Annotated in this window: 13 protein-coding genes; 10 read left to right on the top strand and 3 right to left on the bottom strand. The window is 60.7% G+C overall.

The window, feature by feature from the left end; genetic code table 11:
* Positions 1-5 precede the first annotated feature (5 nt).
* Positions 6-863 (bottom strand): formate dehydrogenase accessory sulfurtransferase FdhD, encoded by an 858-nt coding sequence (locus A9G06_RS01260; protein WP_069554029.1) that lies wholly within the window; start codon positions 861-863, stop codon positions 6-8.
* Positions 864-975: 112 nt separating this feature from the next.
* Entirely contained in the window at positions 976-1,878 is a 903-nt protein-coding gene (locus A9G06_RS01255; protein ID WP_069554028.1) for a nuclease-related domain-containing protein, read from the bottom strand.
* 314 nt (positions 1,879-2,192) lie between these two features.
* Here A9G06_RS01255 and A9G06_RS01250 point away from each other — a divergent pair, with 314 nt between their 5' ends.
* From A9G06_RS01250 to A9G06_RS01210, 9 genes are all read left to right on the top strand, one after another.
* Positions 2,193-2,771 carry a DUF3305 domain-containing protein gene (locus A9G06_RS01250; protein WP_069554027.1) on the top strand — a complete coding sequence of 193 codons (579 nt, stop codon included), beginning with the start codon at positions 2,193-2,195 and terminating at the stop codon, positions 2,769-2,771.
* Positions 2,764-3,363 (top strand): DUF3306 domain-containing protein, encoded by a 600-nt coding sequence (locus tag A9G06_RS01245; protein WP_069554026.1) that lies wholly within the window; start codon positions 2,764-2,766, stop codon positions 3,361-3,363. The genes A9G06_RS01250 and A9G06_RS01245 overlap by 8 nt, the downstream gene beginning before the upstream one ends.
* A gap of 103 nt (positions 3,364-3,466) precedes the next feature.
* Entirely contained in the window at positions 3,467-5,221 is a 1,755-nt protein-coding gene (locus A9G06_RS01240; RefSeq protein ID WP_069554025.1) for a 4Fe-4S binding protein, read from the top strand.
* A 9-nt stretch (positions 5,222-5,230) separates the two neighbouring features.
* Entirely contained in the window at positions 5,231-5,848 is a 618-nt protein-coding gene (locus A9G06_RS01235) for a molecular chaperone TorD family protein (protein ID WP_069554024.1), read from the top strand.
* Between the two features lie 133 nt (positions 5,849-5,981).
* Entirely contained in the window at positions 5,982-6,185 is a 204-nt protein-coding gene (locus tag A9G06_RS01230; RefSeq protein WP_005303194.1) for a transcriptional initiation protein Tat, read from the top strand.
* Between the two features lie 23 nt (positions 6,186-6,208).
* Positions 6,209-9,085 (top strand): formate dehydrogenase subunit alpha, encoded by a 2,877-nt coding sequence (locus tag A9G06_RS01225; RefSeq protein WP_069554023.1) that lies wholly within the window; start codon positions 6,209-6,211, stop codon positions 9,083-9,085.
* Between the two features lie 4 nt (positions 9,086-9,089).
* Positions 9,090-9,713 carry a formate dehydrogenase FDH3 subunit beta gene (gene fdh3B, locus A9G06_RS01220; protein ID WP_042020245.1) on the top strand — a complete coding sequence of 208 codons (624 nt, stop codon included), beginning with the start codon at positions 9,090-9,092 and terminating at the stop codon, positions 9,711-9,713.
* Positions 9,710-10,681, top strand: a complete 972-nt coding sequence (locus A9G06_RS01215) for a formate dehydrogenase subunit gamma (protein WP_005334792.1) — start codon at positions 9,710-9,712, stop codon at positions 10,679-10,681. Before fdh3B ends, A9G06_RS01215 begins: the two co-directional genes overlap by 4 nt.
* Positions 10,682-10,840: 159 nt before the next feature.
* On the top strand, positions 10,841-11,251 hold the full coding sequence (locus tag A9G06_RS01210) for a DNA breaking-rejoining protein (protein ID WP_227274116.1): 411 nt from the start codon (positions 10,841-10,843) through the stop codon (positions 11,249-11,251).
* An 87-nt stretch (positions 11,252-11,338) separates the two neighbouring features.
* Here A9G06_RS01210 and A9G06_RS01205 read toward each other — a convergent pair whose 3' ends face one another.
* Positions 11,339-12,103 (bottom strand): ABC transporter substrate-binding protein, encoded by a 765-nt coding sequence (locus A9G06_RS01205; RefSeq protein WP_069554022.1) that lies wholly within the window; start codon positions 12,101-12,103, stop codon positions 11,339-11,341.
* A gap of 274 nt (positions 12,104-12,377) precedes the next feature.
* Between A9G06_RS01205 and A9G06_RS01200 the strand changes: the two genes are divergently transcribed.
* Entirely contained in the window at positions 12,378-14,093 is a 1,716-nt protein-coding gene (locus tag A9G06_RS01200; RefSeq protein WP_069554021.1) for an NAD-dependent malic enzyme, read from the top strand.
* Positions 14,094-14,105 lie beyond the last annotated feature (12 nt).

The raw sequence follows: 14,105 nt of genomic DNA, 5'->3' as shown, positions 1-14,105 counted from the left end.
ATGACTTAATCCCGCATCCCGCGACCGGCTGAACCGGGCGCCAGCACCGGCGGCTTCTCGTCCAGCACGATATGGTCGTGGCCGCTAAATACCTCGAAATGGCGCCCCTTGGCGCGGGCAATCATGGTGATGCCGAGCTGGCGGGCCAGATCTAGCCCCATCTGGGTGACGCCGGAGCGTGACAGCAGCACCGGAATGCCCATCTGCGCCACCTTGATCACCATCTCCGAGGTGAGCCGCCCGGTGGTGTAGAAGATCTTGTCGTGGCCAGCCTCGCCGCGCATCCAGAGCTCGCCCGCCAGGGTGTCCACCGCATTGTGGCGACCCACGTCCTCGACAAAAGAGAGGATTTCGCTGCCGCGACAGATGGCGCAGCCATGCACGGCACCCGCCATCTTGTAGGTTTCGTTATGGGCCGACAGCGCCTTGAGCAGGGCGTAGAGGGTGCTCTGTTTAAGCTCGGGCGCCGCCAAAACCACCCCTTCGAGCTTCTTCATCACGCTGCCATACATGGTGCCTTGACCGCAGCCGGAGGTGACCGTCTTCTTCTCCAGCGACTTGTCGAGATCGGCGGCCTGCTGACTGCTCACCACGGCGGCGGCCTCGCTCTCCCAGTCGACGATGACCGACTCGATGGCCGAGATATCCTCGATAAAGCCCTGATTTTTCAGGTAACCCAGCACCAGCGCTTCGGGGCGGGCCCCCAGCGTCATCAGGGTGACTATCTCCTTCCAGTTGAGGTAGACCGTCAGTGGCCGCTCACAGGCGATTTGGCGGGTGTTCATCGTGCCCTGTTCATCCATCACCTCGACGGCCATGGTGAGCTGGGCGGCAGCATTGCTTTTGATAAAGGTCGGTGTCATGGGCCCCTCGCGACCGGTTGCCGGGATCTAAGGGGAGGGATACAGCAAGTTTTGTTCCAGATTACTTTGGGCGAGATTCTCTCTGTGGAGCCAGTGAGTTCCTTGTTCAGCCTTATTTGGCTACATCCCGAACTTTTTGCTCGACTTGATAGGCAATGGCCTGAATTTGCGAGAGTTCCAGGGTTCCAACGCGAAACTGATGCAGTAACTTTGGCAATGCCGAAGGGTTTACCACATAGGGTGATATTGCTTTTTGCCGCAAATCCACAAACCAGCCAGGTAGCACCAATATCCCCCCAACGGGAATATCGTTACCTGTGGCGCTGTTGAGCCAGTTGCGAACTGAGGTGACGTTACGGCGAACCTGCTCCAATGGTTCTGTTTCCGTATGATTGGGAAAATGGAGAGCATCATTTTCAACCCGCACTTTGAACTGCTTTGCACCATCGTTGATGGGCTTGGATCTGCCTTTGGTTTCTATGACGAATACCCCATTGGGGCAGATGATCAGGTGATCTATGTTGAAGTTATCAAAGGGAATATCGTGGTAGACCCGATAGGGGTGTTGAGGGGGACGTACAATGTGATCCAGCTCTTGAGCAACGGCAAGCTCGCATGAATACCCCAGTTTGAGATGCTGTAGCCGTTTTGCTGTCTTGTATGTTTTGGCTGTGCCGTAACTGAAGATCCCAAGCATCATTATCCCAATGAAAAGCAACACAGGAGAGGTAATGGCCGTATTCTGCGTGTAATGCTGCAGCAAGACGTAGAACCCTATCATCATCATGACCAGTGGAGTGAAGATGATTTGGGAAAAGAGATCTATCTCCAGATCCTGTATCTGTTGCTGAAGCGTATGGCCTGCTGGCCTTAGAAGATCTGCGGTTAAGGGACTGACGTTGTGTGAACGCAGTTTTTTTCTTATCAACAAGATGATCCCTACTGATAAGAACATTGGCACCAATAACAAGCTGGTGGTCGCCAGAGTAGATACAACAAGCGAAGAGAATTCCATTTCGATCGTCTTTGTTGAAGTGTGACGCTGTAGCGTAGCGGTCCTGTAAGAGTCTATCAATATGATTTTGCGTTAGTTAATTGTTTATAAAGCTAAAAGTTAGACGCTAAATCCTCTGTCATTGCGCCATGTTCTGAATGCGCGATCATCCGAATGAGATTCGCTAATCGAGCAGCCGAAACCTCATCCTGCCTTGGCCCCACTCTTGCTAAGTCTTATCCCATTGATGGCCGTGGCCGCCCTGAATCTCCTGCTGTGAACCGCCCTAAACTGGGTGAATTACGGGGGGAGGGCGGTCCGGCAGGGACCTTCTGATGGGAGCCGTGACAGTGCAAGAGACAACCAATACCTTGCCCCCGCAGCGCTGGCTGCAACTGGAGTTAAAGGCCATCGACAGCCAGGTTGGCCGCTGGCAGAGCCGCCGTTTCGAGATAGCTGCGATCCACCCCGCTGAACCTGAGGCTGCCGGTGCCTTGCCCCTTACCCTGTTTCGCGATGAGCGGGGGGATTATCGCTTTAATTTGAGCTCCGGCTCGCCCCGCCTGTTTGTGACCGGAAGCCGCGTGGACAATGGTTTTGTGACCGATGGCCTGACCCTGAGCCAGACCGTGGCCGCCGCCTATATGGATGGCGAGCGGCAGGTGCTCTCCTGCCCGCTGCCCGAGGCGCTGCAAGCCTGGGTGGAGGCCTTTATCGGCCGTCACGGCGAGCTGCTGGAGGCCCGCCGCAAGGGCAAGAAGGGCAAGGGACGGGCGCAGGATCAGCTCGGTGTCGATACGGTAGATCAAGCCAGCTGTGGCGCCGTTAAAGCCACTGGCCCCGATGGCCGCGAGCGTGGCAGTGACGCCGGAACCTGTGCCGTCAACAAGGCCGGAAACAGCGCCCATGAGTGAGTTCCTTAAGCGCTGGTCGTCGCGCAAGAGTGAGGCGCGCAAGCATCAGATATTGCAGCCGAGGGAAGAGGTTAGCCCCGAGGCGGTTGCCGCCCCCATCGAAGGCAGTGGCGAAGGTGAAACTCCAGATACTGCGCTGGATAGCCCCGTAGTCAGCACTGACAAGGGGAGCGGTGAACCCCTTGCAGTTGAAGGGGCCGAGAGTGGCGAACCGCCGCTGAAAACGGCTCAGCCGGGCAAGGCCAAACTCCCCGACAGGGAGGCGCTGCGGGCCATGTTTCGCACTCACAAGCCTGATGGGCTCGACGACTACACCCAGGATTTCAGCCAGCCCGAATTGCTGCCTGCGGCCCTGACCGCCGGGCTGCGCAACTGGCTGGTAGAACAGGTGATTGCGCCGGAGAGCGAATCGACCAATCCGCCAACCGGATCCGCTGAACTGGTGGCGCTTGCCAGCGAACCTGCCGCCGAGCCGCCCGAGCTGGCTGATAACCATTCTCAAACCCACACCGACGATCGGGACATTTTGGTTTCCTCTGGTGGACAAAATGTCCCAACCAAAGATGGGGAAATGGAACCCTCAGGATCCTGACTCCCTGTCAGTCACTTTTTTTCCGAGGGAGTTGGCTCGCCTCTTGCTCTCTCGGCTTACCAACAAGCGCCCATCCCATGAGGTGGCGCGCACAGGAGCGTATGTGATCACCGAACACCCCATAACCACATCTGTCACAAAGCTGACCGACGAAGCGGCCGAGCATAACGCGCGCGCTCGCGCCTATGCCCTGCAGCATACGGTCAAGACCGACAACCTGATCCCGGCCACTGTCTCTTACCAGAGTCAGGGGCGCCTGCTGTTGGTCGGCCCGGAAGATCGCATTCGCCGCGCTGCCAGCCTGCTGCCCGTCGGGGTGAAGCCCACCCTGCTGGTGACCGAAGCGGTCCACGATGCCGAGGCGGCCGATCTCGAAACCATTTTCGATGCCACCGCATCCCTCGCGGCCCTGGCCCTGCGCGAACCGAGCCTGACAGGGTATCTCGGCCAGTTCCAGCTCACCGGCCTCAATGGGCTGGGTGAGCGGGTTAACCTGGCGGCGCTTTGCTTCCCACAACAAGGCTTTCCACACCAAGCGGCTGCTGTTAGTGAGCCGCCACGCGAACCGCGCTTCGATCTGGTGGCCGATCTGGGCCGTGCCCCGCTCTTTGCGCTGGAGCGCCCGCCGGTCGGCTATCTGCATCTGGCTGATGACCAAGGGCTGGCCGAACGGCTTGCCGAGCTCGGTGCGCTGACCGGTATCTTCGACAAGCCGCGCTATTTTCGCCTCGACCCCGAGGCCTGCGCCTTTACTGCCCGCGGCGTGCCCGGTTGCAGCCGCTGCCTTGATGTCTGCCCGACCGATGCCCTCAAGCCCATCAATGGTCGCATCCAGATCGATCCCCATCTCTGTCAGGGCTTTGGCAGCTGTGCCTCTGCCTGTCCGACCGGGTCGATTGCCTATCACCAGCCCGATGCCAACACCAGCGGCGACTACCTGTTCCGATTGCTCAAGCATTATCGGGAGGCGGGCGGCGAAGCGCCTCGACTGCTGATCGCCGGTGAAAACGAGCGCGAATGGGTGGAAGCCGAACTCACCCGCCTGCCTGCCAACTGGCTGCCGGTCTGGGTGGAGGAGAGCGCGAGTTTAGGCATCGAGAGCTGGTTCGCCGCCCTCGCCTATGGCGCCAGTGCGGTGCGCATTGCGCTCGGTGACGATGCCCCCGAGAGCGTCCGTGCGCTGGTTGAGCGGGAGCTGGCCAGCGCTGCCGTGCTGCTGGCGGGCGCCGGTCTCTCTACCGATCGCATCGTCCTGTTTAACCCTGATGCTGAACAAGATAAGCAGACCTCCTGTGAGCCAGCCGTTGCCCTGCTGGAGAAGCCGCTGAAGGGGGATAAGCGGGAGAACCTGTTTGCCGCCTTCGATGCCCTCTGGCAGGCCAACGAAGGGCGCCGCGAGCCGCTGGCGGTGCCTCACGGCGCCCCATACGGTAGCGTGGAACTGAAAGAGGCTGACTGCACCCTCTGCATGGGCTGCGTGGCTGTCTGCCCGAGCCGCGCCCTGCATGCAGTTGGGCACACGCCCGGTCTCAACTTTATCGAGCAGGACTGCATCCAGTGCGGCATGTGCGAAAAGGCGTGCCCCGAGCAGGCCATCGTACTGATGCCCCGCCTGCAACCCGTGCCCGAGGCGCGCCGCGCCGTCCAGAGCCTGAAAGCTGAAGAGGCGGCCTGCTGCATTCGCTGCTCCAAGCCGTTCGCGCCCGCCTCGATGATCCGCCGCATCCAGCAAAAACTGGCCGGTCACTCCCACTTCCAGAACGAGGCCGCCCAGCGGTTGCTGATGTGCGAGGAGTGCCGGGTCAAGGATGTGTTTGCGGCGCTGGCGGCGGATCCCGTCTCCCAGCTCAAGGTGTGAGGGCCAGTGATGAGTGAACAACATAACGAAAAGGCTGGCGAACTGACCATGACCGAACTGGAACAGAGCAGCGCCGATCTCTACGCCCTGCTGGCAAGCCTCTGGCGCGCCGCCCCCCGTGGTGAACAGCTCGCCTGGCTGCAAGGGTTGCAGGCTATGCCGGGCCCCTTTGCCAGAGGGTTGGGGCTGGTGCAGCTGGCAGCCAGCAGCCACCACGAAAACGAGCTTGCCGAGGAGTATCAGGATCTCTTTATCGGGCTGGGGCGCGGGGAGATTGTGCCGTTTGCCTCCTGGTATCTCACCGGCTCTTTGATGGAGCTGCCGCTGGCGGTACTGCGTGCAGACCTGCAGTCCCTTGGCTTCGAGCGCCAGAGCGGAGTGTGCGAGCCGGAAGATCATCTCGCTGCCCTCTGCGAGGTGATGGCGGTACTGATTGGTGAGCAACACCCGGATCGCAACCGCTTCTATGAGCGCCACCTTGCCCCCTGGGTACTCGCCTGCTGCCGCGATCAGCAACAGGCGAAAGGGGGCAGCTTCTACCGGGCGGTCGGGGCCCTTGCCGAAGATTTCTTCAAGCTGGAAAACGAATTGCGCCTGCCGTTTGGCGCCTGCGTGGTGCCGGGCTGAACGCCCTTATCTGTGCATCACAAGAGCTGTGCATAACAAGAGCCGCCCACAACAAAACGAACAGACGAGATATCCCATTGGACGCGAAGCTGGCGCGCAGGCGCCGGCAAGAACAACAACAGAGGTCACAAGAATGAGCGATGAACAGCTGAAAGACCCGTCCCGCCGCAATCTGATCAAGGGAGTTGGCGTGGTCGCCACCATAGGCGTATTGGCCGGTGCCACTGGTCGGGTGGTGGGCAAAGAGGTGCTGACCCACGACACCGAGCCTGACAAGGGCTATCGGGAGACCCCCCATGTTCACGACTTTTATCGCACCCTGCGCGGCACCGACTGAGCCGGATCAGTGAAGGAGAACTCATGAAACTGACAAAACGTGCCGAGCAGCCCCAAGTGGGCGAGCAGGGCAATCAGGCCATTCGCGGTCAGGGGCTGACCCGCCGCGCCTTTATGGTCAACTCAGGTCTGGTGGCCGGTGGCGCCGTGGCCGCCGGTTGGCTGGCGCCAGCCATGATGCAGCGGGCCGAGGCCAAAACCGTGGCGGCCGAGGTGCCGGTCGAGGTGAAGCGCACCATCTGTTCCCACTGCTCGGTGGGCTGCGGCGTCTATGCCGAGGTGCAAAACGGCGTCTGGACCGGTCAGGAGCCGGCCTTTGATCACCCCTTCAACCTTGGCGGTCACTGCGCCAAGGGGGCGGCCCTGCGCGAGCACGGCCACGGTGAGCGTCGCCTCAAGTACCCGATGAAGCTGGTGGGCGGCAAGTGGCAGCGCATCAGCTGGGATCAGGCCATCGAAGAGGTGGGCAACGAAGTGCTGCGCCTGCGCAAGGAGTCCGGCCCCGACAGCGTCTACTGGCTCGGCTCCGCCAAGCACTCCAACGAGCAGGCCTACCTGTTTCGCAAGATGGCGTCCTTGTGGGGCACCAACAACGTGGATCATCAGGCGCGCATCTGCCACTCCACCACGGTCGCTGGCGTCGCCAACACCTGGGGCTACGGTGCCATGACCAACAGCCTGAACGACATGCACAACAGCAAGTCGATCATGTTTATCGGCTCCAACCCGGCGGAGGCCCACCCGGTCGCCATGCAGCACATCCTGCTGGCGAAAGAGCGCAACGGCTGCAAGATCCTGGTGGTCGACCCGCGCCGCACCCGTACCGCCGCCAAGGCGGACATGTACCTCTCCCTGCGTCCGGGCACCGACGTCGCCTTTATCTGGGGCATGCTCTGGCACATCTTCAAGAACGGCTGGGAAGACAAGGAGTTCATCCGCACCCGCGTCTATGGCATGGACGAGGTGCAAAAAGAGGTGGCGCGCTGGACTCCGGCCGAAGTAGAGCGGGTGACCGGCCTCAACGAGCAGCAGGTCTATGGCGCTGCCAAACTGCTGGCCGACAACCGCCCCGGCTGCGTGGTCTGGTGCATGGGCGGTACCCAGCACACCACCGGCAACAACAACACCCGTGCCTACTGCATCCTCGAACTGGCCCTCGGCAACGTGGGCAAGAGCGGAGCGGGCACCAACATCTTCCGCGGTCACGACAACGTGCAGGGGGCCACCGACTTTGGCGTCACCTCCGACTCTCTGCCCGGCTACTACGGGCTGGAAGAGGGCTCCTGGAAGCACTGGGCCCGGGTGTGGGATGTCGATTACGAGTGGATCAAGGCGCGCTTCGACAACAAGGCCTACAACGGCAAGTTGCCGATGAACAACAACGGCATTCCGGTCTCCCGCTGGGTGGATGGTGTGCTGGAGAACGCTGATCTCATCGAGCAGGGCTCCAATATCCGCGCCATGTTCTACTGGGGCCATGCGGTCAACTCCCAGACCCGCGGCCCGGAAATGAAGAAGGCGATGCAAAAGCTCGACATGATGGTGATTGTCGACCCGTACCCCACAGTCGCTGCCGTCATGAACGATCGCACCGACGGCGTCTACCTGCTGCCGGCCACCACCCAGTTCGAGACCTATGGTTCCGTGACCGCCACCAACCGCTCCATGCAGTGGCGCGACAAGGTGATAGAACCCCTGTTCGAATCCAAGGTCGACCACGAGATCATGTATCTGCTGAGCAAGAAGCTAGGTTTTGCCGACCAGCTGTTCAAGCACATCAAGGTGGAGAATAACCAGCCACTGCTGGAAGACATCACCCGCGAATACAACCGCGGCATGTGGAGCGTGGGCTACACCGGCCAGAGCCCGGAGCGGCTCAAGGCGCACCAGCAGAACTGGCACACCTTCCACAAGACCAACCTCAAGGCCGAGGGCGGCCCGGTCAGTGGCGAAGTGTACGGTCTGCCGTGGCCCTGCTGGGGCACCCCTGAGATGAAACACCCCGGCAGCCACATCCTCTACGACACCAGCATTCCGGTGTCGGAAGGGGGCGGTGGTTTCCGCGCCCGCTTCGGCATCGAGTATCAGGGCGTCTCGCTGCTCGCCGAAGACTCCTGGCCGAAGGGGAGTGAGGTGGAAGACGGCTATCCCGAGATCACTGCCGACTTGATGAAGCAGCTCGGCTGGTGGGATGAGCTGACCGAGGCCGAGAAGAAAGAGGCCGAGGGCAAGAACTGGAAGACTGACCTCTCCGGCGGCATCCAGCGGGTGGCCATCAAGCACGGCTTCGTGCCCTACGGCAACGCCAAGGCGCGCTGCGTGGTGTGGACTTTCCCGGATCAGGTGCCCAAGCACCGCGAGCCGCTCTATACCCCGCGCCGCGACTTGCTGGCCGACTACGCCACCTGGCCTGATTCGAAGAGTCTGTGGCGCTTGCCGACCCAGTATGCCTCGGTGCAGGAGAAGGATGTCAGCAAGGAGTTCCCCATCATCCTCACCTCCGGCCGTCTGGTGGAGTACGAGGGGGGCGGCGACGAGACCCGCTCCAACCCCTGGCTGGCCGAGTTGCAGCAGGAGATGTTTGTCGAGATGAACCCGGCGGATGCCAACGATGTCGGCGTGCGCGACGGTCAGGATGTGTGGGTCGAGGGGCCGGAAGGAGGCCGGGTCAAGGTGAAGGCGCTGGTGACCCCGCGGGTCAAGCCGGGGCTCGCCTTTATGCCGTTCCACTTCGGCGGCCACTTCGAGGGCAAGGATCTGCGATCCAAATATCCGGAAGGGTCTGACCCCTATGTGCTGGGGGAGTCGGTCAACATAGTCACCACCTATGGTTATGACCCGGTCACCCAGATGCAGGAGACCAAGGTCACCCTGTGCCGTTTTCGCAAAGTAGGAGCCTGATCCCATGGCCAGAATGAAATTCATGTGTGACACCAAGCGTTGCATCGAGTGCAACGGCTGTGTGACGGCGTGCAAGAACGAGAACGACGATGCCCTCGAGTGGGGCATCCAGCGCCGCCGGGTGGTGACCCTCAACGACGGCCTGCCGGGGGAGACCTCCATCTCGGTCGCCTGCATGCACTGCACCGATGCCCCCTGCATGGCGGTCTGCCCGGCCGACTGCTTCTATCACACCGACGACGGCATAGTGCTGCATAACAAGGATCTCTGCATCGGTTGCGGCTACTGCCTGTTTGCCTGCCCGTTCGGTGCCCCCCAATTCCCGAAAACTGCCGCCTTTGGCGATCGGGGCAAGATGGACAAGTGCACCTTCTGCGCCGGTGGCCCGGAGGAGGATCACAGTGAGGCGGAGCGCCAGAAGTACGGTGCCAACCGCATCGCCGAGGGCAAGCTGCCCATGTGTGCCGAGCTCTGCTCTACCAAGGCGCTGTTGGCAGGGGATGCGCAGGTGATCTCCGATATTTTCCGTGAGCGGGTTGCCTATCGCGGCGCCAAGGATGCGGCTTGGGGTAATGGCGATGAGCTGTTTCACGATGCCAGCAAGGCGGGCAAGGGAGGGGCAGCATGAAAACCTGGCTAATGGCCCTGTTTGCTGCCCTGCTGCTGGTGAGTACCGCAAGTTTCGCCGATGCCGAGAAAGAGGCGGTTGGCTTTGCCGGCGCCGATTACTGGCGGGCGGTGAAGGATGGGCAGGAGGGGGTGACCACCTCCCGCTCGCCGGAGCACGGGGTACTGATCTCGGTGCCGGGCCAGCTCTGGTTCGAGGTGAAGACCAAGTGGGTGTCGCCGCTCGGTGCCATCGCCATCTTCGGATCCTTGGCCATGTGCGGTCTGATGTACCTGGTGGTGGGGCAAACCAAGCTCTCCAAACCGCGCACCGGGCGCAAGCTCAAGCGCTGGAGTCGGCTGGATCGGGCGCTGCACTGGACCACGGCGGCCATGTTCCTGACCCTCTCCGGGTCGGGGCTGGCCATCATCTACGGCAAGTACTTCATCAAGCCGGTGGTGAGCCTCGGGGTGTGGGAGAACTGGATCTGGTTCGCCAAGGTGTTCCACAACTACGTGGGGCCGCTCTTCTTCCTCTGCCTGATGGGGGTACTCATCAAGTGGTTCCGCCACAACATCGTCAACATGGTGGATGTGCAGTGGTTCATGAAGTTTGGTGGCATGCTCGGCAAGCACAAGGGGAGTCACCCTTCGGCAGGCTTCTCCAACGGCGGCGAGAAGGCGATCTTCTGGTTGCTGATCTGGTTTGGCGGCATTGTGGTGGCGACCGGGCTGTTCCTCGACTTCCCCATCTTCGGCCAGCTGCGCCGCCAGATGGAGTGGGCCAGCTTTATCCATATCGTAGGCGCCTTGATCCTTATCTGCGGCTTTATCTTCCATATCTACATGGGTCTGTTCCAGCTGGAAGGGGCGCTGGAGGGGATGGTGACCGGCGAGGTGGACGAGACCTGGGCCAAGGAGCACCACGACCTCTGGTATGAAGAGGTGAAACACACCCTTGATGAGCCCAAGGCGGGCAAATCAAGCTGATCGTCGACAAAGAGTAAAGAGAAGGGGCGCTGCGGCGCCCCTTTTGATGGCGGGTCAAATGTGATGGCAAATTGATTGAGCGATGCCGCAAACGGCGATGGTTTTTTGGGCCACCTTGAGCAACAGTAACAGGGGTTCCATTCACACAAGGGATGACAAATGATGAGAAAAGCATGGCTGGCAGCGGTATGTGCATCTGCACTCTTCGGTGGTATTGCGGGCGTGGCGCAGGCGGCTGACGGGATCAAGACCCAGCAGGTGCAGTTCAAGAAGGGGGAATCAGGGGCGACTATCAACGGCACCATTCAGGGTAGCCAGACCCTCGATTACAAGCTGACGGCCAACAAGGGCCAGAGCATGGTGGTGATCCTGACCGGCAAGCCCTACTTCAATATTCTGCCGCCGGGCAGCAAGGGGGAGGCGATCTTTGTTGGCTCTCGTGACGGGAACAACTTTGAGGCGACCCTGCCCGCCAAGGGCACTTATACCATTCGGGTCTACCAGATGGGGGCGGCTGAGAGCAGCAAGGCCAAGACGCCGTTCAAGCTGGAGGTGGGCATCAGCGGCTAATGCCTGCAGCTGACAAGCATCACAGAGGTGGCGGCCACAAAGGGCCGCCACCGTTGTTTTATCCTCTCTGTTTTTGCCTCTCCAAGGTCAATATTCACCCCGGGCCAGTCGCTCGAAGTAGCGCTGATAACGTCCGCTGGCGATGGTCTGCTGCAACTGCTGATTGAACTGATCTCGCAGTTTGGCTGAATCCGGCATCTTGCGCGGGAACATCACGAAGCTGTCGTTGCGCAGAAAAGGGGTCTGACTGTGGGTGAAGAGTGCCGCGCTGGCGGGGTCGAACTGGCTCTGCAACTCGGCCAGACCGACTCGCAGCTCTTGCGGATAGAGGTCAATCCGCCCGCGTAGCAGCTTGCCGAAATTCTGTTTCACGTCGGTGACTTTCTGTTGGGTTACCTTGCCATCGGCCACCATCTTGTCCAGCTCGGGCCCGTAGCTATAGGCGATATCGCCCCCCAACCGCATGCCGATGATCTGCTCAAGGCGCTCGGCCCGCAGCTGCCGTGATTTGAGGGAGAAGAAGACAAACTGCTCCTGCAGCACCGCTTCGCTGAACAGAAAATCCTGCTCCCGCTCCGGTTTGTGCATCCAGACGGCGGTGGCGTCGTAGAGCTGGCTGTTGGCCGCCAGCGAATAGACCCGGCCCCAGGGGGCGAAGTGGAACTTCACCTCATAGCCCGCCTCCTTGAACAGATCGCTGATGAGGTGGGCCACTGGCCCGTGCTGTTTTGATTGCTCGGAGACAAAAGGGGGCCATTCACCCACGATGATGTTGAGCACCCGACCCGGTGCGGCGAGAGCCGACTGGCAGGTCAGAAACAACCACAGAGCAAGCAGCGGGATCAGGCGCATGGCAGGAAGAAGGGGGCGCAGGCTGGCAGAGGTGAGGGCATCAGATCACTCCCGGCTGTGATGCGGTGAAAGGGGCTGGGTTGCCCGCAATGCTAACATGAGTCTCATTCCTTGCCGTGGAAATTTGTCTCGCCGGGGCCGCCGGGCGCCTATTTTGGCCGCAGGGTATGCCCAAGCTCACAAAACCGATCGAGTAAACGTCATATGATTGATTTCATTATGAGTCTTGCTCTCCTGCCGAACGGCAATTTCACGTAAATCAAAGAGAATGACTATGGCTACCGGACAATATCTGCTGTGGAAAGATGCACAGGGACAGGATTTTCGCCCCGTTGCACTGACCGGCACTGATCTGCTTAACAATCGATACCTCAACAAGGGCACGGCCTTCACCGAACAGGAGCGGGCCGATTTTGATCTCGATGGTTTGCTGCCGCCTCAGGTGCAAACTTTTGAAGCCCAGCTCGAGCGAGTGTATGAGGGGTTCAAGAGCGCTTGCAGCGATATCGAGAAGTACCAGAACCTGCGTGCCCTGCAGGATCGCAACGAGACTCTCTTCTATGCCCTGTTGTCACGCCATGTAGAGGAGATGACTCCCTACATCTATACCCCGACTGTGGGCAAGGCGTGTCAGGAGTTCAGCCACCGCTTCCAGAAGCCGCGCGGCCTCTACATCACCCCGGACAACGTGGATGACATGGGCAGTCAGGCCCGTCACTTCGATGCCAAGTCGATCCGCATCATAGTCGTCACCGACAGCCAGGGCATTCTGGGGATCGGCGACCAGGGTGTAGGTGGCATGGGCATCCCCATCGGCAAGCTGGCGCTCTATACCCTTGGGGCCGGTATTCACCCCGCCTGCTGCATGCCCATCGCGCTGGATGTGGGCACCGACAATCAGAAACTGCTCGATGACCCCATGTATCTGGGCCGCCCCCACAAGCGCATTCGCGGCAAGGAGTATGAAGAGTTCATCGACAAGTTCGTGCAGGGGGTCAAGCGCCACTTCCCCAACGCCGTGCTGCAGTGGGAAGACTTCAGCAAATCCAATGCCTTCAACAATCTGGCCCGCTACCAGCAGTCACTGCCGTCATTCAACGATGATATTCAGGGCACCGGTGCCGTGGTGCTGGCCGGTATCATAGGCGCGGTCAAGGTCAAGGGGGAGACCCTGGGCCAGCAGAACTATCTGGTCTATGGCGCTGGCGCCGGTGGGGTTGGCGTCGCGGATCAGATCTGCGCGGGGATGATCCGCGAGGGGATGGATCCGCAGGCGGCCCGCGATCGCATCTACATTCTGGATACCCAGGGGCTGGTGTGCGACAACCGGGACGGGCTCGACGAGTACAAGCGTCGCTACGCCAAACCGGGGTTACTGCTGGCGGGTTGGGATACCGAGGTGCCCGGCAAGGCCAATCTGGCCGATGTGCTGCGTCATGTGCCCATTACCGTGTTGCTGGGTACCAGCGGCTCGGGCGGTGCCTTCCAGGAAGAGCATATCCAGCTGATGCTGCAGCATTGCGAGCGCCCCATGGTGTTCCCGCTCTCCAACCCGACCGCCAACTGTGAAGCGCTGCCGGAAGATATCTACCGTTGGAGCAATGGCAAAGCCATTGTTGCGACTGGCAGCCCGTTCAAGGATGTGAGCTACGAGGGGCAGGAGTTTCGGGTCGGGCAGGGCAATAACGTCTTTATCTTCCCCGGGGTAGGTCTGGCGGCCATTGTCAGCCAGATCCGCGAGATCACGCCCGATGTCTTCACTACTGCTGCCTTTGCGCTGGCCGAGTGCGTGAGTGAGGTGGATCTGGCGAAAGGGGCCGTCTATCCCCGCATTCGCGAGCTGCGCAGCATCTCGGTGCATGTGGCGACCGCCGTGCTCAAGGATATCGTGCGCCGGGATCCCTCCCACCCGCTGATCGGTCAGGATCTGCAGCAGCATATCCTCAACCACATGTGGGAGCCGGTTTACCTGCCCTATCGTCGGGTATAACCGCGTACCCAC

Source organism: Aeromonas sp. DNP9 (genome assembly GCF_001728955.1).
Lineage (GTDB): Bacteria > Pseudomonadota > Gammaproteobacteria > Enterobacterales > Aeromonadaceae > Aeromonas > Aeromonas veronii.
Note: the sequence above shows the minus strand (reverse complement) of the source record. Positions and strands in the feature narration are given on the sequence as shown.